The 25,811-nt window shown below is 68.6% G+C and carries 22 protein-coding genes and 2 tRNA genes; 6 read left to right on the top strand and 18 right to left on the bottom strand.

Going from position 1 to position 25,811, the window contains the following annotated elements:
- Positions 1-3: 3 nt before the first annotated feature.
- From creB to A4F85_RS25610, 4 genes are read right to left on the bottom strand one after another with little or no spacing between them, the layout of a single operon-like run.
- The gene (gene creB / locus A4F85_RS25625; RefSeq protein WP_082848292.1) at positions 4-723 is read right to left on the bottom strand and encodes a two-component system response regulator CreB; all 720 of its coding nucleotides are present in this window, start codon (positions 721-723) and stop codon (positions 4-6) included.
- Between the two features lie 29 nt (positions 724-752).
- A complete protein-coding gene (rapZ, locus tag A4F85_RS25620; RefSeq protein ID WP_012207220.1) occupies positions 753-1,655 on the bottom strand; it encodes an RNase adapter RapZ in 903 nt (300 codons plus the stop codon).
- A gap of 4 nt (positions 1,656-1,659) precedes the next feature.
- The gene (recN, locus tag A4F85_RS25615) at positions 1,660-3,435 is read right to left on the bottom strand and encodes a DNA repair protein RecN (RefSeq protein ID WP_013800868.1); all 1,776 of its coding nucleotides are present in this window, start codon (positions 3,433-3,435) and stop codon (positions 1,660-1,662) included.
- Positions 3,436-3,437: 2 nt separating this feature from the next.
- Entirely contained in the window at positions 3,438-4,334 is an 897-nt protein-coding gene (locus tag A4F85_RS25610; RefSeq protein ID WP_012207218.1) for an NAD kinase, read from the bottom strand.
- Positions 4,335-4,364: 30 nt separating this feature from the next.
- Here A4F85_RS25610 and hrcA point away from each other — a divergent pair, with 30 nt between their 5' ends.
- The 3 genes from hrcA to A4F85_RS25595 all read left to right on the top strand — a co-directional run bounded on the left by hrcA (position 4,365) and on the right by A4F85_RS25595 (position 5,769).
- Positions 4,365-5,369 (top strand): heat-inducible transcriptional repressor HrcA, encoded by a 1,005-nt coding sequence (hrcA, locus tag A4F85_RS25605; protein WP_034396851.1) that lies wholly within the window; start codon positions 4,365-4,367, stop codon positions 5,367-5,369.
- Between the two features lie 67 nt (positions 5,370-5,436).
- A tRNA-Ile gene (locus A4F85_RS25600) sits at positions 5,437-5,515 on the top strand.
- A 177-nt stretch (positions 5,516-5,692) separates the two neighbouring features.
- A tRNA-Arg gene (locus tag A4F85_RS25595) sits at positions 5,693-5,769 on the top strand.
- Between the two features lie 80 nt (positions 5,770-5,849).
- Here A4F85_RS25595 and A4F85_RS25590 read toward each other — a convergent pair.
- The 5 genes from A4F85_RS25590 to A4F85_RS25570 all read right to left on the bottom strand — a co-directional run bounded on the left by A4F85_RS25590 (position 5,850) and on the right by A4F85_RS25570 (position 12,884).
- Entirely contained in the window at positions 5,850-8,219 is a 2,370-nt protein-coding gene (locus tag A4F85_RS25590; RefSeq protein WP_063328205.1) for a CHASE2 domain-containing protein, read from the bottom strand.
- Between the two features lie 27 nt (positions 8,220-8,246).
- Complete coding sequence (locus A4F85_RS25585) at positions 8,247-10,034, bottom strand: FecR family protein (protein WP_063328204.1); 1,788 nt, start codon at positions 10,032-10,034, stop codon at positions 8,247-8,249.
- Positions 10,031-10,744, bottom strand: coding sequence for a response regulator transcription factor (locus A4F85_RS25580; RefSeq protein WP_012207214.1), 714 nt, complete (start codon positions 10,742-10,744; stop codon positions 10,031-10,033). Before A4F85_RS25580 ends, A4F85_RS25585 begins: the two co-directional genes overlap by 4 nt.
- A 94-nt stretch (positions 10,745-10,838) precedes the next feature.
- On the bottom strand, positions 10,839-12,131 hold the full coding sequence (locus tag A4F85_RS25575; protein ID WP_043825000.1) for a tryptophan--tRNA ligase: 1,293 nt from the start codon (positions 12,129-12,131) through the stop codon (positions 10,839-10,841).
- Between the two features lie 75 nt (positions 12,132-12,206).
- A complete protein-coding gene (locus A4F85_RS25570; RefSeq protein WP_063328203.1) occupies positions 12,207-12,884 on the bottom strand; it encodes a site-2 protease family protein in 678 nt (225 codons plus the stop codon).
- 176 nt (positions 12,885-13,060) lie between these two features.
- On the opposite strand from A4F85_RS25570, the gene A4F85_RS25565 reads away from it, so the two are divergent.
- Positions 13,061-14,428: a methyl-accepting chemotaxis protein gene (locus A4F85_RS25565; RefSeq protein WP_063328202.1), complete on the top strand. Its 1,368-nt coding sequence runs from the start codon at positions 13,061-13,063 to the stop codon at positions 14,426-14,428.
- 105 nt (positions 14,429-14,533) lie between these two features.
- On the opposite strand, the gene A4F85_RS25560 is transcribed toward A4F85_RS25565, so the two are convergent.
- Positions 14,534-15,178, bottom strand: a complete 645-nt coding sequence (locus tag A4F85_RS25560) for an L-threonylcarbamoyladenylate synthase (RefSeq protein ID WP_012207210.1) — start codon at positions 15,176-15,178, stop codon at positions 14,534-14,536.
- A gap of 25 nt (positions 15,179-15,203) precedes the next feature.
- Entirely contained in the window at positions 15,204-16,067 is an 864-nt protein-coding gene (locus A4F85_RS25555) for a 3',5'-nucleoside bisphosphate phosphatase (RefSeq protein WP_013800875.1), read from the bottom strand.
- Positions 16,068-16,279: 212 nt separating this feature from the next.
- Between A4F85_RS25555 and A4F85_RS25550 the strand changes: the two genes are divergently transcribed.
- Positions 16,280-18,067, top strand: coding sequence for a methyl-accepting chemotaxis protein (locus tag A4F85_RS25550; protein ID WP_063328201.1), 1,788 nt, complete (start codon positions 16,280-16,282; stop codon positions 18,065-18,067).
- A gap of 58 nt (positions 18,068-18,125) precedes the next feature.
- Here A4F85_RS25550 and A4F85_RS25545 read toward each other — a convergent pair whose 3' ends face one another.
- The 7 genes from A4F85_RS25545 to A4F85_RS25515 form a co-directional block, all read right to left on the bottom strand.
- Positions 18,126-18,788 (bottom strand): DUF799 domain-containing protein, encoded by a 663-nt coding sequence (locus A4F85_RS25545; protein WP_013800877.1) that lies wholly within the window; start codon positions 18,786-18,788, stop codon positions 18,126-18,128.
- A gap of 1 nt (position 18,789) precedes the next feature.
- Positions 18,790-19,164, bottom strand: a complete 375-nt coding sequence (locus A4F85_RS25540) for a DUF4810 domain-containing protein (RefSeq protein ID WP_063328200.1) — start codon at positions 19,162-19,164, stop codon at positions 18,790-18,792.
- Positions 19,161-19,841, bottom strand: a complete 681-nt coding sequence (locus A4F85_RS25535; protein ID WP_013800879.1) for a CsgG/HfaB family protein — start codon at positions 19,839-19,841, stop codon at positions 19,161-19,163. The genes A4F85_RS25540 and A4F85_RS25535 overlap by 4 nt, the downstream gene beginning before the upstream one ends.
- Before the next feature lie 96 nt (positions 19,842-19,937).
- Positions 19,938-21,656, bottom strand: coding sequence for a single-stranded-DNA-specific exonuclease RecJ (gene recJ, locus A4F85_RS25530; protein WP_043825009.1), 1,719 nt, complete (start codon positions 21,654-21,656; stop codon positions 19,938-19,940).
- 10 nt (positions 21,657-21,666) lie between these two features.
- A complete protein-coding gene (locus tag A4F85_RS25525) occupies positions 21,667-22,665 on the bottom strand; it encodes a hypothetical protein (protein WP_063328199.1) in 999 nt (332 codons plus the stop codon).
- A gap of 66 nt (positions 22,666-22,731) precedes the next feature.
- Positions 22,732-24,057 carry a sulfatase family protein gene (locus A4F85_RS25520; protein ID WP_063328198.1) on the bottom strand — a complete coding sequence of 442 codons (1,326 nt, stop codon included), beginning with the start codon at positions 24,055-24,057 and terminating at the stop codon, positions 22,732-22,734.
- A gap of 44 nt (positions 24,058-24,101) precedes the next feature.
- On the bottom strand, positions 24,102-25,124 hold the full coding sequence (locus tag A4F85_RS25515) for a tripartite tricarboxylate transporter substrate binding protein (RefSeq protein ID WP_063328197.1): 1,023 nt from the start codon (positions 25,122-25,124) through the stop codon (positions 24,102-24,104).
- 179 nt (positions 25,125-25,303) lie between these two features.
- On the opposite strand from A4F85_RS25515, the gene A4F85_RS25510 reads away from it, so the two are divergent.
- Positions 25,304-25,774: a MarR family winged helix-turn-helix transcriptional regulator gene (locus tag A4F85_RS25510; protein ID WP_034396824.1), complete on the top strand. Its 471-nt coding sequence runs from the start codon at positions 25,304-25,306 to the stop codon at positions 25,772-25,774.
- Positions 25,775-25,811 lie beyond the last annotated feature (37 nt).

Raw genomic sequence — 25,811 nt, 5'->3', positions numbered from 1 at the left:
GGCTCAGCCCGGCAGCGTCAGGCTGTAGCCCATGCCGCGGTGGGTGGTGATGAAGTCCTGCTGCGGCGCCTGGGCGCGCAGCTTGGCGCGCAGGGTCTTGACGTGCGTATCCACGGTGCGGTCCGTGCTGTCGCTGTCCTGGCCCCAGATGCTGTCGAGGAGGAACTCGCGGCTGAGGATGCGCCCGGGGCGCTCCAGCAGGCAGCGCAGCAACTGGTATTCGCGCCGCGTCAGCTCCAGGGGCACACCCTGCATGCGTACGCGCTGGCCCTGTGGATCGATGCTGAACAGGGCATCGGCCGGCGCTGCGCTGGCCGTTGGCGCGGGCTGCAGGCGCTGCGCACGGCGCAGCAGGGCGCGGGTACGGGCCACCAGCTCGCGCGGGCTGAAGGGTTTGGTCAGGTAGTCGTCGGCGCCCAGCTCCAGGCCCAGCACGCGGTCCATTTCCTCGCCGCGTGCGCTGAGCACCAGCAGCGGCACGGCGGCGCCGGCCTGGCGCAGCTCGCGGCACCAGTCCAGGCCGTTGCCATCGGGCAGGCCCACGTCCAGCAGCAGGGCATCGGGCGGCTGCGCCTGCCATTGCGCGCGTGCGTCGGCCAGCTGCAGGCAGTGGCGCACGGCGATGCCGTCGCGCTCCAGCGCATAGCAGACGGTGCGCGCGATGGCGGGGTCGTCCTCCACCAGCAACACACGCGGAGCGTTCGTCATCGGCAAGCCTTGCATCGCAGTGTTCCGGAGGCGGGGCCTGGCGCTCAGACGTCGTGCGCAAGCAAGTCGGCAGGCTTGAGCGTGGGCCGGCTGTCCAGCGAGCGGTGCCGGCACAGCGTGGGCCAGCGCGGGGCAAAGTGCCGCGCCAGTTCCTCGACCAGGAAGACCGAGCGGTGCTGGCCCCCCGTGCAGCCGATGGCCACGGTGACATAGCTGCGGTGGTTGCTGGCCATCATGTCCAGCCAGGACTCCAGGAACTGCTGGATGTCGCGCCGCATCTGGTCCACGCCTGGCTGCTGGCGCAGGAACTCGGCCACGGGCGCGTCCATGCCGGTCAGCGGGCGCAGCTGGGGTTCGTAGTGCGGGTTGGGCAGCATGCGCACATCGAACACATAGTCGGAGTCCGAGGGCAGGCCGTGCTTGAAGCCGAAGGACTGGAAGACCAGGGTCATCTGGCCCACCGGGGCCGCAATCAGCTCCTTGATATAGCTTTGCAGCTGGGACGAGCGCAGGTGGCTGGTGTCGATGACATGCGACTTCTCGCGCAGGTCGCCCAGCAGCTCGCGCTCGGTTTCTATGTCCTGGACCAGGGCGCGGCGGCCTTCGGCGACCGGCCCCTGCGACAGCGGATGGCGGCGCCGGGTTTCGGAGAAGCGCCGCACCAGGGTGCCCGTGGTGGCGTCCAGAAAGACCAGGTGGGGCACGACGCCCTGGCGCTGCAGCCGTTCCAGCTGGCCGGGCAGGTGGGGCAGTCCGCCGGCGCTGCGCGCATCCATGGCAATGGCCACCTTGTTGCTGTGGCGGCCGTGCTCCAGTTCGACGAAGGCGGACAGCAGCTCGGGGGGCAGGTTGTCCACGCAGTAGTAGCCGGCATCCTCCAGCGCATGCAGGGCGACGGATTTGCCCGATCCGGACATCCCGGTGATCAGCACGATCTCAAGCGACATGGCATCAGCCTCCATTGGTGTTGCGCGCGCCGTTGGCCGCGCGTCCCGGCTTGGACCGTGTGCGGTCGGCATCGGCCTGGGGCCGCTGCCTGCCGGCCCGTCGCGGGGGTGGGCGGGGTGCAGGTGCCTGGCGCGCCATGGCCAGCATTTCGCGGGCATGGGCCATCGTGGTTTCGGACTGTCGCTCGCCACCCAGCATGCGCGCCAGCTCTGCCTCGCGTGCGGCGCTGTCCAGCGGCTGCACGGTGCTGAGCGTGCCTTGCCTCGCGCGTTGCTTGGCCACCAGGTAGTGCTGGTCGGCGCAGGCGGCAACCTGCGGCAGATGGGTGACGGACAGCACCTGCCGCGATCGGCCCAGTGCGTGCATGAGGCGGCCCACGGTCTCGGCGACGGCGCCGCCAACGCCGGAGTCCACCTCGTCGAAGATCAGCGTGCCGGCCTCGCCGAGCTCGCTGGTGGTCACGGCAATCGCCAGCGAAATGCGCGACAGCTCGCCGCCCGAGGCCACCTTGGCAATCGGCTTGGGACTGGCCCCAGGATGGCCGGCGACCAGGAAGGCCACGCTGTCCACGCCAAAGGCACCAGGGGAGTCGGCCGTGGACAGGGCGGCCTCGAACAGGCCGCCTTCCATGCCCAGGCCCTGCATGGCCTGGGTGATGGCGCGCGACAGGCGCGGCGCAGCCAGGGCGCGTTGCTGCGACAGCACCCGGGCGCTGGCCTGGTAATGCTGCTGCGCGGATTGCTCGGCAGCGTGCAGGGCCTCGATGTCCACGGCGGCGTCCAGCTGCTGCAGCTCCTGGCGCCAGCCGGCCAGCAGTGCCGGCAGTTCATCGGGCGTGCGGCGGTAGCGGCGCGCCAGCTGCATCCACAGCGACAGGCGCTCATCGAGCTCGGCCAGGCGCTCGGGGTCCAGGTCGGCGCGGCGCAGATAGCTTTGCAGCGAATGGCGCGCATCCTGCGCCTGGGCCATGCACGAGGCCAGCACGTCGGCAATGTTCTGGAAGTCGGGCTCCAGGTGCTCCTGGTTCTGGATCAGGTGGCTGGCGCGGCCCAGCGGAGTGATCACGCCAGCCTCGTCGTCCTCCAGCATCTGCAGCGTGGTCTGGGCGGTGTCGATCAGGGTCTGGGCATGGGATAGGCGCGTGTGCTGGGCATTGAGCTCGTCCCACTCGTCGGCCTGCGGAGCCAGCTTGTCGAGTTCGGTGATCTGCCACTGCAGCCGCTCGCGCTCGCGCTGCAGGCTGTCCTGGGCGGATTGCGCATGCTGCAGCGCCTGCCGGGCCTGGGACCAACGGCTCCAGCAGCCCTGGACCTCGCGGCTGTCGATGCCGGCATAGGCGTCCAGCAGCGCGCGCGCCGCATCGGGCCGCGTGAGGCTTTGCCAGGCATGCTGGCCGTGGATATCGATCAGCTGCTCGCCCAGGGCGCGCAGCTGCGTGGCCGTGGCTGGTGTGCCGTTGATCCAGGCGCGGCTGCGGCCCTGGGTGTCCACCGTGCGCCGCAGCAGCAGGCTGCTGTCCTCGCAGGCCAGGCCTGCGGCCTCCAGCCAGGGGCGCAGCCGCGCGCAGCCGTCGAACTCCACGCAGATATCGGCCTGGGTGCAGCCTTCGCGCACCACGTCGGCGTCGGCGCGGGCGCCCAGGGCCAGCTGCAATGCGTCGATCAGGATGGATTTGCCGGCGCCGGTCTCCCCGGTCAGCACGGTGAAGCCCGCATGCCAGTCCAGATCCAGGGCCTGCACGATCACGAAGTCGCGCAGAACGATGCGCTTGAGCGCCATGGTCAGGCGCCTCCCTCGTTCCAGCCCAGTTTCTTGCGCAGCGTGGCGAAGTAGTTCCAGCCCTTGGGATGCAGAAAGCGCACGCTGTGGTGGGCGCGGCTCACGAGGATGCGGTCGCCGTGCTGCAGCGAGGCCAGGGACTGCATGTCGAAATTGGCGCTGACATCGCGCCCGGCCACGACTTCGATCGTGACCTCGTTGGCATCGGACAGCACGATGGGGCGGTTGGACAGGTTGTGCGGCGCAATGGGTGCCATCACCCAGGCGGGGATGGACGGATGCATCATCGGTCCGCCGGCGGACAGCGCATAGGCCGTGGAGCCCGTGGGCGTGGCCACGATCAGGCCGTCGGCGCGCTGGTTGGAGACAAAGCGGCCGCCCACCTCGATGCGCAGCTCCACCATGCCCGATGTGCCGCCGCGGTTGACCACCACATCGTTCATGGCCAGGGCCTCGAACACGCACTGGCCGTCGCGGATCACGCGGGCGCACATCAGAGGACGCAGGTCCTCCTCGTATTCGCCCTGCAGCATGGGCGTGAGCGTGGCCTCGAAGTCCTCCAGCGCAATGTCGGTGACAAAGCCCAGGCGGCCCTGGTTCACCCCGATCAGGGGCGTTCCGTATTGCGCCAGGTGCCGGCTCACGCCGAGCATGGTGCCGTCGCCGCCGACGACCAAGCCCAGGTCGCAATGCCTGCCCAGGCCATCGACATCGAGGGTGGGGTAGTCTGTGAGCCCTGCGTGCAGGGCCGATTGGGTATCAAGCACGACTTCGCAGCCCTGGCGCCTGAGGAAGTCCGCAATGCGCTCAAGCGCGTTGCTGGCATTCTCGGACGGGGCGCTTGCGCTGGGAGCGTGGTACTTCCCGATCAAGGCAACGTGGCGAAACGTGGACGTCATTTCTGGAAATTACATCATTAAAATCATCACATGCTCGACGAACGTGCCAAGTTGTTGCTCAAAGCGCTGATCGAGCGTTATATCGCTGACGGCCAGCCTGTGGGCTCGCGAACCCTGTCGCGTGCGTCGGGGCTTGAATTGTCGCCTGCCACGATACGCAATGTGATGGCTGACCTCGAAGACCTGGGGTTGATCATCAGCCCGCACACCTCGGCGGGCCGCATTCCGACCGCCCGGGGCTACCGGCTGTTCGTGGACACCATGCTCACTGCAGACCGTGCCGATATCGTGACGCCCGAGCTCGCGCCCGAGCAGCCGCAGAAAGTCATTGCCAACGCCGCCAACCTGCTGTCCAGCCTTTCCCAGTTCGTGGGCGTGGTGCTGGTGCCGCGCCGCACCTCGGTGTTCAAACACATCGAATTCGTGCGGCTGTCGGAGCGGCGCTTTCTGGTCATCATCGTATCGCCCGACGGTGACGTGCAAAACCGCGTCATCTTCACCGACGTGGACTACTCGTCCTCGCAGCTGATCGAAGCCTCCAACTTCCTCAACAGCCACTACGCGGGCCTGGCCATGGAAGAGGTGCGCGAGCGCCTCAAGGGCGAGGTGGAGCTGCTGCGCGGCGAGGTGGCCACGCTCATGCAGGCGGCCGTCAACATCGGCACGGAGGCCATGACCAGCGCCCAGGAGGACGTGGTCATCGCGGGCGAGCGCAACCTGCTGTCGGTCAGCGATTTCTCCAGCGACATGGGCAATCTGCGCCGCGCCTTCGACCTGTTCGAGCAAAAGACCCAGATCCTCAGGCTGCTGGATTTTTCCAGCCAGGCGGAAGGCGTGCGCATCTACATCGGCGGTGAAAGCCAGGTCGTGCCTTTCGAGGAGCTGTCCGTGGTCAGCGCGCCCTACGAACTCGACGGCAAGGTGGTGGGCACGCTGGGCGTGATCGGGCCCACCCGCATGCACTACGACCGCATGATCCAGATCGTGGACATCACCTCCAAGCTCGTCAGCAATGCGCTGAGTCACAAGCGCTGAGTCCTGCGGGTTAGGCTCTACAATAGTTGTTTGCCATGGCCTGCATCCGTGCTGCCTTGGTGAATCAGGGGCCTTAGCTCATGCTTGGTTAGAGCAGCGGACTCATAATCCGTTGGTGCCCAGTTCGACTCTGGGAGGCCCTACCATCCATTGGTATGAAAAGCCTGCCGCCTTTCCGGGCGGCAGGCTTTTTTGCTGGGCGCACGGCTGCCGCATGGCATGCCATCGCCCGGTTGCCGGGGAATGCGGCTGCCGGGTTTTTTGCAGAAATATGGCGCTTTTGTCCGGGAGCCCCAAAACCCGCTGCTACAATGCGAAGCGTTGCGGCTGTAGCTCAGCTGGATAGAGTACTTGGCTACGAACCAAGGGGTCGTGGGTTCGATTCCTGCCAGCCGCACCAAAAAACGCAAAGCCCTGAAGTTAAAAGACTTCAGGGCTTTTTCGTTTTCTGCATTTGCATCCGCATCCCTGGGATGCCAGTCAGGCCTGTTCCGCTTTCGGCAGCACGATGCTGAAGGCGCTGCCCTGGCCGGGCGTGCTTTCTATCTCAAGCTGCCCGCCATGTCGGGCGGCCACGGTGCGCACAAAGGCCAGGCCCAGGCCCACGCCGTCGAGGTGCTGGTGATGGTCCAGGCGCTCGAACGGCTGGCTCAGCCGGGCGACGGCCTTCCCATCCATGCCGGGCCCGTGGTCCCGGATGGTGATGCGGCAATGGCCTGCGTCCTGCTGCAGCAGGCATTGCACCGTGGCGGGGTTTGCCTGATCTGCGCGCGCTCCGTATTTGATGGCGTTGCCGATCAGGTTGACGGCCGCGCGGTGGAGCATGCCCGCATCGCCCAGCACGGGGCATTCCTGTTCGGGCAGGAGGAACTCCAGCTGCACGTGGGCCGCAGAGGCCTGGGCCCAGCAGCTTTCCACGGCCTGGTCCAGCACCAGGCCCAGGTCCAGCCGTTCCCGGCGCAGCGCCTGCTGCTGGGCGCGTGCCAGGTGCACGAAATCGTCGGCCAGCTGCAGGGAGGCCTGGGCATAGCCTTCGATGCGCGGCAGCAGGAGGCCGAGGTCGGGCGCCTGTACGGCGCCGCGCTGCATCTCCAGCAAGGTGATGATGGATGCCACAGGCGCACGGATGTCGTGCGAGATGAACTGCATGGCCTGGTCGCGCTGGGCCTGGGCGCTGCGCAGATCGCTGATATCGACCAGGGTGATCAGCCAGCCCGTGGTCGGCGGTGCCTCGAAGGTCTGGGTCAGCAGCATCAGGCTGCGTCCCATGGGGTCGCGCCCCTCGCTGCTGGGCGGCAGGCCGTGGGCGGCAAGTGTCTCGGGCGTGAGCAAGGGCTGGCCGGCGGATGCGCCGGCTGCCGTGTCCAGTGCCCGCAGACCATCGAGCAGCCGGGGCAGGGCATCGCCGGCCCTGAGGCCATGCCCCAGGCTGCGTGCATAGGCGTGGGCTGCGGCATTGGCCAGCAGCACATGGCCCTGCCGGTCGCAGACAAAGGTGGGCGAGGGCAGCTGGCGCAGGCTTTCGCTGACGAAATGGTGCAGGGCGCGCAGTTGGCGCGAAGCCTGCTCCACGGCCGCGATGCGCTGGTCCAGCAGGTCGCCGCCCAGGCGCAGCGCGGTGGGCAGGCCCTGCCCCTGCAGGTCGCGCAGCTCCAGCGCCAGAAAGCGCGCGGCGGCGCGCAGGCGCAGCCAGCTCCATAGCGGATAGGCCAGGGCCAGGCCCAGCAGGCCGGCTGCAGGCGCTGTCTGCACCTGCCACAGGCGCGGTGCAAGCCCGGCCAGCGAAAGGCAGGCCAGGGCCAGCAGCGCGCAGGCCAGCATGCCGCCCGACGGGCCCAGCCAGGCCAGGGCCAGCAGGGCCAGCAGCACGGCTGCCGCATTGAGCGCGCGGTTGAGCGTGGCCGACGCGGGATGCACATGCGAGCCCTGCAGGCTGCCGTTGAGCACATGGGCCAGCATCTCCACGCTGGAGATGGGCCGCGCGCTGGTGCCCAGCGGTGCGGTGAAGCGGCTGCCCAGGCCGGTGGCCGTCGTGCCGATGAGCACGTATTTGCCGCGGAATGCCGCTGCAGGAATTCGACCGCGCAGCACGTCGATGTAGGAATAGGTGGTGAAGGGCGAGCGGTCCCTGGCGCCTTGCTCCGGCCTGGCCTGTGCAAAGGCAATGATCTCCTGCTGGCGGCGTTGCCAGGAGGGTGCGTCGGGGTCCATGGGCGGCACGGGCTCCGGGCGGGCGCATGCGCGGCCGTTCTCGCCCACGCAGTGCAGGGCCAGCGCCATGTGCCACCAGGGCTGCTGCGCACTGCCTTCTATGGCATGGAAGCCGCGCACCGCGCCATCGGCGTCCACGGGCAGTTGGGTATGGCCCAGCGCCGCTGCCGCCTGTGCGAAGGCCGGCAGCGGGCCGCTGCCTGGCGCCACGGGCAAGACGGTGCGGCCGCTGCGCTGCAGAACGCGCGCCAGCAGCAGGTCGTCGCCGGGATAGTCCAGGTCTTCCTCGCTGAGCATCACGTCCAGGCCTATGGCGCGCGGCGGTGCCTGGCTGATGCGCTCCAGCAGGCCGGCGTGCAGGGCGCGACGCCAGGGCCAGCGGCCAATGGCGTCGATGCTGGCATCGTCGATGGCGACGATGACGATGTCCTGCGATGCCTTGGGCCGGTGCAGCCAGCTGGCCGTGTCCTGGACGAAGCCGTTGATGCGGTCGAGCTGCCCGTCGCCGCTGAGCCAGAACACCAGGGAGAGCAGGCCCGCCGCCAGCAGCAGCCAGTCCCGCCGCAGTCCACGGCCACGCGCAGGCGCTGGCTGCGCCGGCGTGGCGGGGCTGTCAGGCAGGGGCGGCTGGGTGGACAAGCGCGGTCAGGGAATGAACGGGCACGGTTACTGGCGCTGCAGGCGCTCTCCGTTGCCCGAATGCATCATCTCGCCGCTGGCATCGACGATCCAGCTGCCGGTGCGGAACTGGCGCGCGGCCGAGAAGTCGCTGCGCAGGCCGTTGGCATCCTCGATCTGCAGGCGCACGTAGTAGCTGCCTGCGGGCAGGTCCTCGGTGCTCCATTGCGGCTGGTCGGTCCAGAGGTCCACCAGCGGCGCGGTGAACTCCTGGTCGCGCGCCACCATCACGTGGTAGCGCTGGCCGGGCTCGCCGCTCCAGCGGATCTGGCGGCTGCCTTCGGCCGGGCCGTCGCCCAGCTGCAGCGCGCTGGCCGAGGGCTGGGGAGGAACGGCCGCCAGTCGCATGGCCTGGGCTGCGGCAAACGGGCCCTGGTCGGGCTGTCCATCGGCCAGCGTGCGAATGCTGGCGGCACGCCAGAGATAGCGTCCGGCCGGCAGGCGGGCCAGCGTGGTGGCGGGCAGTGTGCAGTCTTTCAGGTCGCGTGCATCGATGGCGGGCTCGGCAAAGCCGGCCTGCGCATCGGCAGAGACGACCTGAATGCGGTAGCGCGCGGCGCCCACGACCTGGGTGCATTGCAGGCTGGCGCGGCCCAGGCCCACGGTGGCGTCGGCCTGGGGGGATTCATACAGCGGCGGCACGGGATGGGCCTTGACGCGCAGGGCGCGGCGGCTGGCGGCGCCCGGAATGTCCTGGGCATCGATGCCGCGCAGGGACAGCACGTAGTCGCCGTCCTCCACGCCCGCCAGGCGCAGCGGCGATGCCGTGGCCTGGAAGCTGGCGCTGCGCAGCACCTGGGTCATGTCGGCATCGCGCGACAGCTGTAGCTGGTAACGCACGGCGCCCGGCAAGCCGGGCAGGGGCAGGCTGATCCAGTTGGCGTCTTCCGCCAGCGCGGGCCACGCCGTGATGTCGGGCGCACCCAGCATGGGGCGGGGCTCGCCCACGCGGCCATTGGCGTCCACGGCCACGCCCTGGCCCGGGCGCAGCAGCGCATCACCAGTGTTCGCGCTTGAGGCGTCGGAGCCCACGGCGACGGTGCCTTCATCGACGGCGGCCGCCGTGCTGCCGGCGGCATCGGCCTGGACCAGGAAGCGGGTGCCGCGCACGCTGGTCGATGCAGCGGGCGTGCGGATCTCGAAGCGGCGCTGTGCGTTGCCGGGCTCGGGCGGCACCGAGGCCTCGACGCCGCCCTCGCGCAGGTCCAGCACGGACTGCAGGCTGCCGGCACGGCCCTTGCGGCGCATCTGGCGCAGCACCACATCGGACTGCGACTGCACGCGCACCAGGGAGCCATCGGCCAGGCGCACGGCGACGAATGCGTCCGGGGCCAGCTGCAGGCGCTCGCCTTCCTGCAGCGTCTGTCCCTTGCGCAGGGGCTGGCCCGCATCGTCTCCGGCCGCGCCCTGCGTATCGGCCAGGTGGTCCAGCGGGCGCGTGCTGCGTGCATCGCCCTGCACGAATTCCACGGAGGCGACAGCGGCGCGCAGCAGGCGCACGGGGATCTCCAGCACGGAGCCGGGCCGCAGGCGGTAGGGATTGGCCACGCCGTTGTGCTGCTGCAGGTCGGTCCACTGGCGGGCATCGCCCAGGTAGCGCGCCGCCAGCTGCTCCAGCGTGTCGCCGGCGACGACCCGGTGTGCCATCGTGTCACCGTTGCGGCCCACGGGTTTGATCTGGGCCTGCGCGCCGCCCAGGCCCAGCAGGCCGAGAGCGGCCAGCATGCAGGCCCGCGATACGGGTCTGCCCAGGGCGGCAGGCATGTGTACGGTCATGATGCCTGCTGCAGCGCCTGCAGCGCTGCGTCGGGCACATCGAGGCGATAGCCATAGCCGTACACGGCACTGATGGCGTAGGGCTGTCCGGCGCGCAGGTTCAGCAGGGCGCGCAGGCGCGAGATATGCGTGTCCAGCGAGCGCGACTGCACTTCGGCGTTGTGTCCCCACACGGCTTCGCGCAGGTGCTCGCGCGACAGCAGCCGGCCCTGGTTCTGGAACAGGGTCAGGGCCAGCGTGTACTCGCGGTGCGTCACCTCGATGGGCTGGCCGTGCATCTCCAGGCTGTTGGTGGTGGTGAGGAAACGGTAGGGGCCGAACTCCAGCACGCTTTGCGTGTTCACCGGATAGGCGCGGCGCAACAGGGCGGCCATGCGCGCGCGCAGCTCGGCATGGCGCACGGGCTTGACCATGAAGTCGTCGGCGCCGCAGGACAGGCCCTCGACGATGTCGGCCTCTTCGCTGCGGTGGGTGATGATGAGGATGGGCAGCTCGCGGCTGACATGGCCACGCGCCCATCGCACCAGGTCCGTTCCTTCCATGTCCGGGAGGTGCCAGTCCACGATCAGCAGGTCGAAGCTCTCGCGGCGAAGCTCCAGTTGCAGGGCCGAGCCCGTCTGGTAGGTGTGGCAGCTGTGGCCCGTCTCCAGCGCGACCTGACGCAGCATCTCCAGTTGCAGCGGATCATCGTCCAGAGCAGCTATACGCATCCAAATGTCCTTTCACGCACGCGCCGCAATCCCGGCGCCGAGCCCGCGGGCAGGACTGCCCGCAAATAGGCGGTTTCTAAAGCGAAGCTTACCCTTACTCTGCGGCATCGCGCAGTTGCTGCAGGGCGGCCAGCACCAACTGGGGGTCTGCGGGCTGCAGCCGGGGCTGCAGTGCGGACAGGGCCGCCTCGCCTTCCTTTTGGAGCTGGCCAATGGCCTGGCCGGCTTCCTTGGGGGCGTCGAAGCCCAGGCTTTGCAGCAGTAGCTGGCCGTCGGCGGCGACGAGCTTGAAGTAGAACTTGCCGTCGGCTTCGCGGTATTGCTTGAACTGGGGCAGGGCCTGCCTGGCGGCCTTGGCCTTGGCGGCCACGGGCGCCTGTGCCAGGCTGCGCAGGCCGACGGCCGAGCGCAGTTCGCGGATCAGGGGCAGGGTCTCGCGGCGGGCCTTGGCGGCGCCGGCCTGCAGGATGTCCTCCAGCTCGGCAGGGTGGGCCACCAGGTGCTCGTAGCGCTCGCGCATGGGCGCCAGCTCGCGGTCGATGCGCTCGAACAGTTGCTGCTTGGCGTCGCCCCAGGCAATGCCTTCGGCGTACTGGCGGCGCAGCGCCTCGGTTTCCTCTTCGCTGGCAAAGCCCTGGTAGATCTGGAACAGGGCCGAGCCCTCGACTTCCTTGGGCTCGCCGGGCGTGCGCGAGTCGGTGGTGATGCTGCCGATGAGCTTGCGCAGCTGCTCGCGCGAGGAGAACAGCGGGATGGTGTTGTTGTAGCTCTTGCTCATCTTGCGGCCATCCAGGCCGGGCAGCGTGGCCACGTTCTCCTCGACCTGCGCCTCGGGCAGCGTGAAGAACTCGCCGCCGTAGATGTGGTTGAAGCTGGAGGCCATGTCGCGCGTCATCTCGATGTGCTGGACTTGGTCGCGGCCCACAGGCACCTTGTGCGCATTGAAGGCCAGGATGTCGGCCGCCATGAGCACGGGGTACATGAACAGGCCGGCGGTCACGCCGTCATCGGTCTCGGTGCCGTCCGCGTGGTTCTTGTCCACGGCCGCCTTGTAGGCGTGGGCGCGGTTGAGCAGGCCCTTGCCGGTCACGCAGGTCAGCAGCCAGCACAGCTCGGGGATCTCGGGAATGTCGGACTGGCGGTAGAAGGTCACATGCTCGGGGTCCAGCCCCGCCGCCAGCCAGCTGGCCGCGATCTCGATGGTGGAGCGCTGCACGCGTGCCGGGTCCTGGCATTTGATCAGGGCGTGGTAGTCGGCCAGGAAGTAGAAGTTCTCGACCTCGCGCGAGCGGCTGGCCGCGATGGCCGGGCGCAGCATGCCGGCATAGTTGCCGAGGTGCGGGGTTCCGCTGGGAGTGATGCCGGTGAGGAAACGGATGGTGCTCATGACGGGAGGCTTCGACAGGCAAGAAAGAAAAACAGGGAGCCGCAGAGACAGCCGGTGGGCCGCTCTGCAACGCGTTCAGCGCAGCAGCGCGATCAGCGGGGTCAGCGCGAAGTCGATCACGGCGTAGCCCAGGTCCATCAGCGGGCGCAGCCACAGGCTGCCGACCACGCCGGCGATGACCAGGCCCATGACGATGAAAAAGCCCCAAGGCTCGATGCGCGCCACCCACTGCGCCTGACGCCAGGGCAGCAGGCCGACAAGGATGCGGCCACCGTCCAGCGGCGGCAGCGGAAACAGGTTGAAGGCCCACATCACCAGATTGACCAGGATGCCGGCGCGGCACATTTCTATGAAGAAGCGCTCGCCCACGCCCGATCCCACCAGAACCACCAGCAGCACGCCCCACAGCAGGGCCTGCACGAAATTGGAGGCCGGGCCTGCCAGGGCCACCCAGATCATGTCGCGCTTGGGGTTGCGCAACTGGTCGAAGCGCACGGGCACGGGCTTGGCGTAGCCGAACAGAAAGGCGCCCGAGGTGGCGAAGTACAGCAGCAGCGGCATCAGGATGGTGCCGATGGGGTCGATGTGCTTGATGGGGTTGAGCGTGATGCGTCCCATCATGGCGGCCGTGTTGTCGCCGAAGTAGCGCGCGGCATAGCCATGGGCTGCCTCGTGCACCGTGATCGCGAAGAGCACGGGCAGGGCATAGATGAGTACGGTCTGGATGAGGTTGGAGATGTCCACGGCGGGCATTGTCTCAGACGCTGGCTACCCTTGCCGCTGGCAGCCGGCAGAGCCCGTGCGCTGCGCTCTGGCCGCGTGGATATGGTGGTTTCCCGCAGATTGGCAATGCCCCATTCTGTGTTGCAAAATGAAACACCGATGAGATGATTCCCTCAACAGGTTTTTCACCAAGGCCCTCGGGCCATATGTACAAGAGGTGGCACGTGGGCGTACTGGGCTTGGGCAGGCTGCCGATAGGCTGGCGACTGGTGATTGCGTTCGGCGGTATCAATCTGCTGGTCTTCACAATGATGGCGGTCACGGTGTTTTCACTGGGGCAGGCCGAACAGGCGCTGGCGGCCGGGGGAGCGACCACGGTGGCCGAGCAGGCGCTGGTGCACACGCGCTGGTGGGTGCTGGGGCTGGGGGCTGCCGTTTGCGTGCTGGCCCTGGTGGCCTGGTTCAGCCTGCGGCGGGGAATCGTGCAGCCGCTGGGCCAGGCCATCCTGATTGCCGAGACCGTGGCGGCCGGTGATTTGAGCCAGGAGTTCTCGACCGAGCTGCAGGGCGACTTCGGCCGCCTGCTGGGCGCGCTGGGCACCATGGAGGACACACTGACCGAGCTGGTCGGCCGCATCAAGCAGTCCACGGATTCCATCGGCCTGTCGGCCGGCGAGATCGACGCCGGCAACTCCGACCTGTCGCGCCGCACCGAGGCCCAGGTCTCGGCGCTGGCCCAGACGGCGGCCAGCATGGAGCAGCTCACCGCCACCGTGCGCCAGAACGCCGACCGCGCGCATTCGGCCAGCGGGCTGGCCGTCGATGCCTCGTCCACCGCCAAGCGCGGCGGGGCCGTGGTGGGCGAGGTGGTGCAGACCATGGAGGCCATCAGCGGCAGCTCGCGCAAGATCGTGGACATCATCCAGGTCATCGAAGGCATCGCCTTCCAGACCAATATCCTGGCGCTCAATGCGGCCGTGGAGGCGGCGCGTGCGGGCGAGCAGGGCCGGGGCTTTGCCGTCGTGGCCAGCGAGGTGCGCAGCCTGGCCGGGCGCTCGGCCGAGGCCGCCAAGCAGATCAAGGAACTGATCACCACCAGCGTGCGCCAGGTGGAAAGCGGAGCCGGCCTGGTCAACCAGGCGGGCGCCACCATGCAGGAAATCGTGGGCGCCGTGGGCCAGGTCTCGGGCCTGCTGGGCGAAATGTCGCAGGCGCTGCGCGAGCAAAGCGAGGGCATCGCCCAGGTCAACGCCGCCGTGGGCCACATGGACAGCGCGACCCAGGAGAACGCAGCCCTGGTACAGCAGGCCTCGCGCGCGGCCTCGGCGTTGAGCGAGCGCGCCCAGGATCTGGAGCAGGCGGTGGGCGCCTTCAAGCTCGATGACGAGCCAGAGTCTGCGGCGGGTGCGGGGTTCTCGGCAGCGGCAGCGCAGGGCAGGCCCGCGCTGGCCCCGTCCGTTGCCGTGGCGCCCGCAGCAAGTTCTCCAAGGACGCCAAGTTCGCCAAGGCCACAGCAGCGTGCGCCGATTCCTGCAGCCCGGTCGCTGCAGTCTCTGGAATTGGCCCAGCACTGATCTGCATCTCTCTCGTCAGCGTCCCTTCACAACACAAACGCCGGGCTTGCCCGGCGTTTGTCGTTCATGCGGTGCGGAGCATGGCCCCTGCTCGGGCCATCTTCATCAGGCCATCTCAAGGCCCAGGGCGTCCAGGCTGCCCCTTCCCTGGCGCACCACGGTCGGCGGATTGCCCAGGGCCATGGGAACCAGGTCGATCACGGTGGTCGGCTCCGAAGGGCAGGCGCCTGCATCGACGATGGCGTCAAGCTCGTGGGGAAAGCGCTCCAGGATGGCGTCCGCGTCGTGCAGGGCCTCGGTCTCGCCCGGCGGGATCAGCGTGGTGGCGATCAGAGGCTCGCCCAGTTGCTCCAGCAGCAGCTGCGTGCCCTTGCGGTCCGGCACGCGCAGGCCGATGGTCTTGCGCGAGGGATGGCTCAGGCGCTTGGGCACTTCCTTGGAGGCTTCCAGGATGAAGGTATACGGCCCCGGCGTGGCCAGCTTGAGCAGGCGGTACTGGCGGTTGTCCACGCGCGCATAGCTGGACAGCTCCGACAGGTCGCGGCACAGCAGCGTGAGGTGGTGCTTGTCGTTGATCTGCCGGATGCGGCGAAGCCGCTCCACCGCAGGGCGGTCGTCCAGATGGCAGACCAGCGCGTAGCTGGAATCCGTGGGAATGGCCAGGATGGCGCCCTGGCGCAGCATGTCGGCGGCCTGCTTGATGAGACGGGGCTGGGGATTGTCGGGGTGGGCTTCGAAGCGTAGGACCATGGTGTGCGTTGTTGGCGGGAGGAGCTCAGGCCAGCTGTATGCGCTCGCTCAGCAGTTCCCATACCGGCGTCAGCTGGCCCGGCAGGTAGGGCAGGTCGCCCAGATCGGTGTGCGATTCCTCGGGGCTGTGGAAGTCGCTGCCGCGCGATGCGGCCAGGCCGAATTCGCGCGCCATGTCGGCATAGATGGTGTATTCGCTGGGCCGGTGGCTGCCGGTGACGACCTCGACGCCCTGCCCGCCATGTGCCTTGAACTCGGAAAACAGCGCGTACTCCTCGTTGGCGGTGAGCGCGTAGCGGGCCGGATGGGCAATCACCGCCACACCGCCGGCCTGCGTGATCCAGCGCACGGCATCGGCCAGGCGGGCCCATGTGTGGGGCACGTAGCCGGGATGGCCTTCGGTCAGGTAGTGGCGGAACACCTCGCCCGTGTCGCGGCAGCGGCCGGATTCCACGAGAAAGCGTGCGAAATGGGTGCGTGAGATCAGGCCGGGATTGCCGGCGAAGCGCAGCGCGCCTTCGTAGCTGCCTTCGATGCCGGCCAGCTCCAGCTGGCGGGCCATCTCGCGGGCGCGCGGGCCGCGTCCGTCGCGCGTGGCGTGCAGCCCTTCGAGCAGGGCGGGGTCGTCCGCGTCAAAGCCCAGTCCCACGATGTGCACGGTGGCACCTGCAAAGCTCACCGAGATCTCGGCGCCCGTCAGGTAGTCCATGCCGCAGGCGCGCGCGGCTGCGGCGGCGCGGTGCTGGCCGCCGACTTCGTCATGGTCGGTCAGCGCCCACAGCTGCACCCCCCGGGAGGCGGCGCGTTCGGCCAGTTGCTCCGGCGTCAGCGTTCCATCCGAGACCACGGAGTGGCTATGCAGATCGGCGTTCAGATAGGACTTGGGCACCGGTCCATTGTAGGTGTCGGTGCTTTTCCGAGCCGGGCAGTGCGGCTGGGGGACTTCCCTGAGTGCGGGTTAACAGGCCTCAATAGTGACGGATGCATGACGATGATCAGCCAGGCGCCGTCAAGGGTGGACAAGAATGGTTTCCGGAGCGATGGGCGGCAGGGGCGCCATGGCCTGGCTCCGGCATTGTTATAAAAAAGATCGGTTTTTCCATGAATCTGAATCAAATCACGGTCGCCCAGAAGCTGTGGGCCCTGGTGCTGGGACTGCTGGTGAGCATGCTGGTGGTCAACGGCGGCATCCTGGTCTATCTGCACGGGGTCAACGAGAAGATCAACACCGATGTGATGACCGCGCAAAGCGGCGCCACGCTGGCGCGCGAGTGGCGGCATCTGACGCAGATGAGCGTGGAGCGCTCCATCGTCGCGGCCATGTCGCCCGATGAGACGCTGGCCGCGCAGCAGCGCGCGTTGATGAGCAAGGGCATAGAGCGCATCAACGTGCTGCAAAAGCAGTTGGGCGACCTGCAGCTGGGCACGCAGTCCAAGCAGGCGCTGGAGGCCGTGGCAGCCGAGCGCCGCGAGACGCTCAAGGCCAACTCGGCGGCCCAGGAGGCGCGCAAGGCCAGCGATTTCGCCACCACGTTCGACATCGTTGAAAAGCAGCTGCGCCCGGCGGCCGAGCGCTACAACAGCGCGCAGGAAGCCTTCGTGCAGCAACTGGAGCGCCAAAGCGAGCTGGCGCGCGAGGAAGGCGTGGCCCATCGGCGCCAGGCGTACTGGATCGGTGCGCTGGCCAGTGCGGTCATCGTGGCCCTGGGCCTGTTCATGGGGGTGGCCATCATGCGGTCGATCACGCGGCCGCTGGACCAGGCCGTGGCCCTGGCCGACGGCATTGCCGCAGGCGACCTCACGGGCTCGGTGCAAAGCAACCGGGGCGATGAGCTGGGCCATCTGCTGGGCGCACTCAACGGCATGGCGCAGCGGCTGCGCGGCGTGGTGGGCGAAGTGCGCTCTGGCGTGGAGTCCGTGTCCACGGCCTCCAACCAGATCGCCAGCGGCAACCAGGACCTGTCCTCGCGCACCGAGCAGACAGCGGCCAACCTGGAGGAGACTGCGGCCAGCATGGAAGAGCTGACGGCCACCGTCACCCAGTCGGCCGACACGGCGCGCCAGGCCAACCAGCTGGCGGCCACGGCCGCACAGGCGGCCGAGCAGGGCGGTGCCGTGGTGGCCCAGGTGGTCACCAGCATGCAGCAGATCACGGACAGCAGCCGCAAGATCGCCGACATCATCGGCGTGATCGACGGCATTGCCTTCCAGACCAATATCCTGGCGCTGAACGCCGCCGTGGAAGCGGCCCGCGCTGGCGAGCAGGGCCGTGGCTTTGCCGTGGTGGCGGGCGAGGTGCGCTCACTGGCCCAGCGCAGCGCCGAGGCGGCCAAGGAAATCAAGCTGCTTATCACCACCAGCGTGGACAACGTGCAGTCGGGCTCCAAGCAGGTGGAGCAGGCGGGGCGTTCCATGGAGGAAATCGTCTCCAGCGTGCGCCGCGTCAGCGACCTCATCGGCGAGATCACGGCCTCGTCCACCGAGCAGCGCGACGGCATCGGCCAGGTCAACCAGGCCGTGACCCAGCTCGACCAGATGACCCAGCAGAACGCGGCCCTGGTCGAGGAATCCAGCGCGGCTGCGCTGGCCATGCAGGACCAGGCGCGGCGCCTGTCCGAGGTGGTGGCGGTGTTCAAGCTGGGGCAGGAGGGCAGCGCACTGGCGCCGGCCAGGGCACACGTGCCGGCCACCGCAGCGGCACGCCGGCCGGCATCTATCGGGGCAACCGGTGCAACTGCTGCGGTGCGCCCTGCGCCTGCGGCACCCGCACGTCCAGCGCCTGCCGTGCGCAATGCACCGGCGCCCCAGAAGATCCAGCAGCCCGTGGCGAAGGCCCCCGCCAGGACAGCGGCCAAGGCCGGGGCGGACGACGACTGGGAGACCTTCTGACCGGGAGGAGCGGGGATGCAGGCCGGCGTGCAAGTCAGCGCCGGCCTGCAGGCCTTCGTCAGTTGCGCGGCTTGCCGTAGTCGGGCGAGCGCGGGCCTGGCAGCAGTCCGCGCTGCGCCATGGGCGACAGCAGGCGCTGGTTGGCGATGGAGGCGATCTGCACGCTGCGGTCGTTCATGGTGTCCAGGATCTGGTTGAGCAGTGCCGTCACCAGGATGCCGACCAGTCCGCCGCCTGAGCTTTGTCCTTCGGCGCTGGAGGCCGTGGCACTGCCATCCCACAGCTGGGTGCCGGTGCGCAGGTCCACCAGCCTGGCCTCCAGCGTGACCACCGAGGCGCTGCTGATCACCGCATAGCTGGTGCCGTAGTTGCGGATGTTCAGGTACAGGGCCGCATCGGCGCCAAAGATTTCACGGAGCTTGGCTACGGGCAGTTCCTGGGCGTCGTCGGCGCTGACGATGCCGTTCTGGCGGAACATTTCCTCGGTGACCGCCACGGGCAGAACGTAGTAGCCGGCCTCGGCCAGTGGCAGCGTGATCTGGGACAGCACGCCCGCCGGTGCATTCACTTCCGGGGACTGGTTCAGCGCAGGCATGACCAGGATGGAGGCAGGCTTGGATGCCCGCAGCGCCGAATAGTCATAGGGCGCGGTGGTGGCGCACCCGGTCAGCGCCACGGTCATGGCAAGAGCCAGGGTCTTGATGTGATCGGTCAGGCGCATGTCAATTCTTGCGGGCCGTGAAGGTTTGCAGCAGCGTGTCCATGAAGGTGGCGGACTCGGGGAAATGCTGTTTTTCCTCGGCCAATTGCTCCACCGTCTTTTCGTTGTTGCCGGTCCGGGAATAGAGCATGGCCATATGGGCGCGGTAGCCGGGTGGCAGCGCCTTTCCCTCGGCCTGGACCTTCATGCGGGCTTCTTCCAGCTTGAGCAATTGGTCCTCGGCGCCGGTACTGCCGTCATCCTTGAGGTATTGGTAGACCTGGGGCTGGTAGTCATTCCAGGCATACAGCGGCTGGCGCGGCGCAGCGCAGCCGGCCAACGTGGCGCAGATGGCCAGCGCGGCCAGGGCCGTTGCCGAATGGATGGGGCGCTTCATTGCGCGGGCTTCCATGCGCCGCTGTCAATGCCGGCCGCCAGCTTGTCCACGGCTTCGCGGATGGCCAGATCCAGTACCTTGCCGTTGAGCGTGGAGTCATAGCCGGCCGTGCTGCCGAATCCCACGATTTCGCGGTTCGACAGGCTGTATTCGCCCGCACCCTGCACCGAATAGACGACTTCGGAGGTCTGCACCCGGACGATGTTCAGGCTGACCTTGGCATAGGCCACCTGCTCCTTGCCACGGCCGAGCACGCCGAAGAACTGGCGGTCCCCGACCACCTTGCGGCCGAACTCGCTCACGTCGCCGGTCACGACATAGGTGGCGCCCTTGATCGCTTGCTCCTGCTTGTTGAAGCCCGCTTCCTGGCGGGTCTCGGACATGTTGTCGCGGTCCAGCACGCTGAATCGGCCGCTTTGCTGCAGATGGGTTACCAAGATGGTTCTGGCCTGGCCACCGAGGCGATCGACGCCGTCCGAGAAAATGCCGCGCTGAAAGCTGGAGCGGTTGTCGAATTTGCCCACGGAAATGGGGCTGCGCGGGCCTTGATAGGCGCTGGATGCAGAAGCGGGCTTGGCCGTTTCAAGCGTGCGCGATTGCTCGGTGGTGGAGCAGCCGGAAAGGCCGGCGGCCAGGGTAATGGCAATGGCCGTGCAAGGCCACAGGCGAGAGGTCATGAGTATTTCCCCGGTTTTCTGGAATGAATTTGCAATAATTTGTTGCAAAAACCGGGGATATTAACCGAGGGGCGCCGTGAATGGCGCCCCAGGTCTCTAGGACGCGTCCGAATGCACTCCCTCGATCAGGAATTGCACCTTGCGCTCTCCGCGCCATTCATTGATGTCCATGCGAAAGGCAATGCACGCCGATGGCGGCAGCGGGTCGGTATGGCCGAACCAGATTCCGTCCACGGTTTCGCCCTGATGGCGCAATTGCAGTTTCAGGTGCTTTTCACCGACCAGGCGCTGTGACAACACTTCCAGTTGCTCGCTGAAGGTGGGCGGGGCAAAGCCCTGGCCCCAGACCGCGAGATTGAGCTGCTCGACCATTTCGGGCTTGCGGAAATCCGGGTCCAGCGGTCCGTCGGTCTCTATGCGGCGCGTCAGCGTGGCCGCGTCCAGCCATTCCTGTGCCACCTGGGCCAGGGCCTTTTCGAACACCGCGAAACCGGCCTCGGCAATGGTGCAGCCGGCCGCCATGGCGTGGCCGCCAAAGCGCAGCAGCAGGCCGGGGTGGCGCTTGGATACCAGGTCCAGCGCGTCGCGCAGGTGAAAGCCGGGAATGGAGCGGCCCGAGCCCTTGAGTTCATGCTCGTGCCCCGGCGCGCCGCTGGCGGCGAAGACGAAGCTGGGCCGGTGCATGCGGTCCTTGATGCGCGAGGCCACGATGCCGACCACGCCCTCGTGGAAGTCGGGGTCGAACACGCTGATGGCGGCCGGCGGCGTCATGCCGTCCTCGCACAGGCCTTCGGCCATGAGCAGGGCCTGCTCGCGCATGCCGCCTTCCAGTTCGCGGCGTTCGCGGTTGATGGCGTCCAGCATCTGCGCCAGGTTGGCGGCGCGGCCCGCATCGTCCGTGGTCAGGCACTCGATGCCGATGGTCATGTCGGACAGCCGGCCTGCGGCATTGATGCGCGGGCCCAGGGCAAAGCCGAAGTCGAACGTGGTGGCCGCAAAGGCCTTGCGGCCAGCGGCTTCGAACAGGGCCAGCAGGCCCGGCTGCATCTGGCCACGGCGGATCTGCTTCAGGCCCAGGGCGACCAGGCGGCGGTTGTTGGCGTCCAGCCGCACCACGTCGGCCACCGTGCCCAGGGCAACCAGGGGCAGCAGGGCCTCCAGCCGGGGCTGGCTGGCCTTGTCGAAGCGGCCGCGCGCGCGCAGCTCGGCGCGCAGGGCCAGCAGCACGTAGAACATCACGCCGACACCGGCCATGGACTTGCTCTCGAAGCTGCAGCCGGGCTGGTTGGGGTTGACGATGGCATCGGCCAGCGGCAGGTGGTTGCCGGGCAGGTGGTGGTCGGTGACGACCACCTGCAGGCCCAGGGCCTTGGCCTCGGCCACGCCTTCGACGCTGGCAATGCCGTTGTCCACGGTGACCATCACCTCGGCGCCGGTTTCCTTGACGCGGCGTGCGATGGGCGGCGTCAGGCCGTAGCCGTCCACCACGCGGTCGGGCACCAGGTAGCTGACCTCGGTCGCGCCCAGCATGCGCAGGCCGCGCCAGCCCACGGCGCAGGCGGTGGCGCCGTCGCAGTCGTAGTCGGCCACGATGCACAGGCGCAGGCCGCGTTCTATGGCATCGGCCAGCAGCCGCACAGCAGCCTCCATGCCCAGCAGGCCGGAGGGGGCCAGCAGGCGTGCAGGCGTGTCGTCCAGTTCGTCGGCGGAACACACGCCGCGTGCGGCGTAGAGCTGGGCCAGCAGAGGGTGGACGCCGGCCTGGCGCAGTGCCGAGGCCTGCTGCGCAGGGATCTCGCGGGGGATGATTTTCATGGGCAATGTGTCAGAGCATGCGGCCCAGGTCGGGCAGGGCGCGGGGGCCGAAAAGGCCCGTCAGCCTGTCCAGCCAGCGCGGCGGGCGGCTGCTCCATGCGATGGCATGGCGTTCGCCGCACAGCGTCAGCGTGAGCGGGTGGCCTGCGCGCACGCGCTCCAGCAGGCGGGCGATGAGCCCGGCGTCCAGCGCCTTCCAGGCCTCACGCCACGCAGCGGGGTTGCCCTGCAGGGCTGCGGCGTGAAGGTCGTCCAGGCATTGCACGGCGGCCTTGGCGCCGGTGGCCGTGCCGGGCTGCAGGCGCCCGGCGCCGTGGACCCAGAAGGCGTTGATGGGCACCTGGCCGCGGGCGGCGCGGGCGTCGTTGAAGACATGGGTGTAGAGCAGCATCTGCACCTCGCTTTGCAGGCGGTGCAGGGCGCGCGCCTGCTGCGCATCGGGCAGCCAGGGCCGCACGTCGCGGCCGATGACGCGGTCCATGGAGGCCGTGGCCAGGTCATCGAACAGCGCACCGCGCGCCAGCCAGCGCTGCGGCTGCTGGTACTCCAGCACGATGCCGTCGTCAGCGAACCAGGGCGCCAGCAGGGCCAGCAACTGGCGGGATTCCTCATCGCTGAGGGGCGTGGTGGCGGGATCGCTCTGGTGGACCTGGTCTGCGCCTATGTGCCAGTGGCAGGGCGTGACATAGGCGCAGGCCTGCGCCGTCTCACCGGCCTGCCAGGCGGCCCAGGCAATCAGGCCCGGCGCATCGGGCAGGCCCAGCGAGCGCGCCAGGGCGCGTTCGTGGGGGGGAGAAAAATCCATCTCCGTGCCGGTCTGTGCGGGCGCGGGCTGCATCAGCGCCAGCAGGGATTGGAGATGGGGCAGCTCCAGTCCGCCCCAGACGGCCGCGACGGCAGCGTCATCCGCTGCATCCGAGGACGGACCGCCGGCATAGGGAATGATCCATTCGGTCGTTTCCTCCAGCGGGGCTTGGGTGGAGGACACCAGGGGCGCGGTCAAAAGCATGGCCGCTATTGTCGGGCATGGGGTGCCGCAGTGCCGGCGCCTTCGGTTTTCCCCTTGGAGCGCGGTTCAGCGCTGGGGCATGTCCCGGGCCGAAGAGACCAGGCTGACCGTGGCGTCCTCGGGGATGGGCGGCATGCCCTGGTTCCAGTCTTCCCAGGCGCTGCGCATGGCGGCCAGACGCTCGGGCGCGCGCACTGCCTGGTTGGCGCGCTCGCGCTCGTCGGCGGCAAGGTCGAACAGGTAGTCGATGCCGTCCACGCGCAGGTACTTCCAGTCGCCATCGCGCAGGGCACGTTGGCCGCGGTGCTTCATGCGCCAGTGCAGGGTGCGCGGGAATTCGGCATCTTCGGCGCGCAGCACAGGCAGCAGCGAGATGCCGTCCAGCGCATGGCCCTCTGGCGCCTGCACGCCGGCGGCATCCAGCACCGTGGCCGACCAGTCCATGCTCATGCAGTGCTGGGGGCTGCTGCGGCCCGGAGCGATGACGGCCGGCCAGTGCGCGATCCAGGGCACGCGTATGCCGCCCTCGGTCAGGTCCATCTTGCCGCCGACCAGGGGCCAGTTGTCGGAGAAGCGTTCGCCGCCGTTGTCGCTGGTGAAGACGATGAGGGTGTTGTCCAGCTGCCCGTTGGTGCGCAGCGCCTCGACGATCCAGCCTATGCCTTCATCCATGTGGTGGATCATGCGGCGGTACTGGTGGATGTTGCCGCCGTCCAGGTGGGCAATGCCTGCGCCCAGCGCCTCGGCCGTGCTGCGGTCATCGCGCGTTTCCCAGGGCCAGTGCGGCGCCGTGTAGTGCAGGCTCAGGAAGAAGGGCGCATCGCCTTGGGCCATGCGGTGGACGAAGTCCACGCTGCGCTGGGACAGCAGGTCGGTCAGGTAGCCCTCGTCATGGTGCTCCTCCTCGCCCACCCACAGGTCGTGCTGGCCCGAGCTGCTCAGGTGGGTGAAGTAGTCCACGCCGCCCGACATGGGGCCGAAGTATTCCTCGTAGCCCGAGCGCAGCGGGCCGAAGTGCGGCGGGTAGCCCAGGTGCCATTTGCCGATCAGCGCCGTGCGGTAGCCCGCATCCCTGAGCATGGAGGCGACGGTGGGCATGTCCGGCGGCAGGCCCAGCTTCTCGCCCAGCGGCGTGCCGCGTGTCTTGCTGTTGATGGGCTCCTCGGCCGCACCGCGCAGGCGGTACTGGTAGCGCGCCGTGGCCAGGGCAAAGCGCGTGGGAGAGCACACGGGCGAGTTGGCATAGCCCTGGGTGAGCCTGAGGCCGCCGGCGGCCAGGCGGTCGAGCACCGGGGACACCGGGCCGAAGTCGGCCGCGCGGCCGCCGTAGCAGCCGAGGTCGGCATAGCCGAGGTCGTCGGCCACGATGAAGAGGATATTGGGACGGGACATGGAAATGCGCTCTGTGCAGGGTCGTGGGCGGGAAGCGGCGGCGCTCATTCCATCTTCATTCCGGTGGACTGGATCACGGTCCGGTAGCGGTCGGCCAGCGCCTGTATGCGTTCGGCGGCGGCCGGGCCGGTCAGGCCTTCGTAGAACAGGTCGTTGGCGCGCATGCGCTCGCGCAGGGCCGGATCCTTCATGGCCTTTTCCAGCGCGGACTGGATTCTTGCGACCAGGGGCTCGGGCGTGGCGGCAGGCACCCACAGGGCGAACAGCACTTCCTGCTCCAGGTCCTTGTGGCCCAGCTCGCCCACGGTGGGCACGCCGGGCACCAGCGGGTTGCGCTGGCGCGTGGTCACGGCCAGCGGCACGACCTTGCCGGCCGCCACCTGGCCCAGCATGGCCGAGGAGCTGATGATGCCGCCGTCCACCTCGCCCGCCAGCACGGCCGTGCTGGCCGGGGCGTTGCCCTTGTAGGGCACGTGGCTGACCTTGGCGCCCGTGGCATGGGTGAGGATGGCCGAGGCCAGGTGGCCCGGCGTGCCGTAGCCGGCCGAGCCCAGCGTCAGGCCGCTTCTCTTGCCCTGGGCGATGAACTGGTCCAGGGTCCTGAGGCCGGTGCGCGGGTTGACGGCCACCATCATTCCCTGCGAGGCGATCATCATCACGGGACGCAGGTCCGTGCCCTTGAAGGGCATGCTCTTGTAGATGAAGGGATTGACGGTGAAGGTCGTGTCGATGCCGACCAGCAGCGTATAGCCGTCGCCGGGCGCCTTGGCCGCGTTGTCGGTGCCGATGTTGCCGCCCGCGCCGGGCCGGTTGTCCACGACGAAGGGCTGTTTGAGTTCACGCTGCAGTACCTCGCCCAGGCTGCGCGCCAGGATGTCGGCGGCGCCGGCGGGCGCGAAGGCGACGACGATGCGCACGGGTTTGGCGGGCCAGGCCGCGGCATGGGCGGCCGCATCAGCCCGGGCGCCAGCGCCGGAGCCCAGGCCCAGCAGAAGGGCCAGGCCGGCCCGCAGCAGCGGGCTGCGCAAGGCATGGGTGGCATGGGTGGCTTGGAACAGGGAAAACATGGTGGCGAACTTTCTGCGCTGCGGGGGCGCCGGGCTTTGCGAGAATCCCCAGGCCGGCTCCGGACGGTGGCTCCCGTTGTCTCCTTTCCGGACGGGGCCACTGTAGAAGTCCCCGCAGCAATTGATCTAATCAACTGTTCCCCGTGAATACCCGTCCCGCTCCCACCTCCATCCAGCAGATGCTGCTGTTTCGCATCAACCGCTACTTCGGTGCAGCGGGCGGCGTGGCCATGCGCATGTGCGAGGCGCATTTCGGCATCACGCGCCGCGAGTGGGGCGTGATGGCCACGGTGGCTGCCAACGAGGGCCTGCTGTCGTCGGAGCTGGCCGAACGCGCGCAGTTGGACCGCGCACGCACCTCGCGCGCCCTCAGCGGGCTGGAGGAAAAGGGCTGGGTGCAGCGCAGCCCCATGCCCGGCGACCGCCGCCGCGTGGCCGTGTCGCTGACGGCCGAGGGGCGGCGCATGTATGGCCTGATCCTGCCGCGCATGGCCCAGATCCACCTGGACCTGGTGTCCGTGCTCAGCGACGAGGAACTCGCACAATTCGATACCTTGCTGGCCAGGCTGCAGCGCCATGCGCTGACGCTGGAAGCGGAGGGCCGCTACGACGCCCTGCCGCGTGTGGACCGCGGACGGCACCGGCGCTGACACGCCGACGGCAAAGCCTGCCGCCATGCAGGGCCTG

The organism is Delftia sp. GW456-R20 (assembly GCF_001622915.1).
Classification (GTDB): Bacteria; Pseudomonadota; Gammaproteobacteria; order Burkholderiales; family Burkholderiaceae_C; genus Comamonas; species Comamonas acidovorans.
The sequence above is the reverse complement of the archived record's forward strand: the minus strand, read 5'-3'. Positions and strand labels throughout refer to the sequence as shown.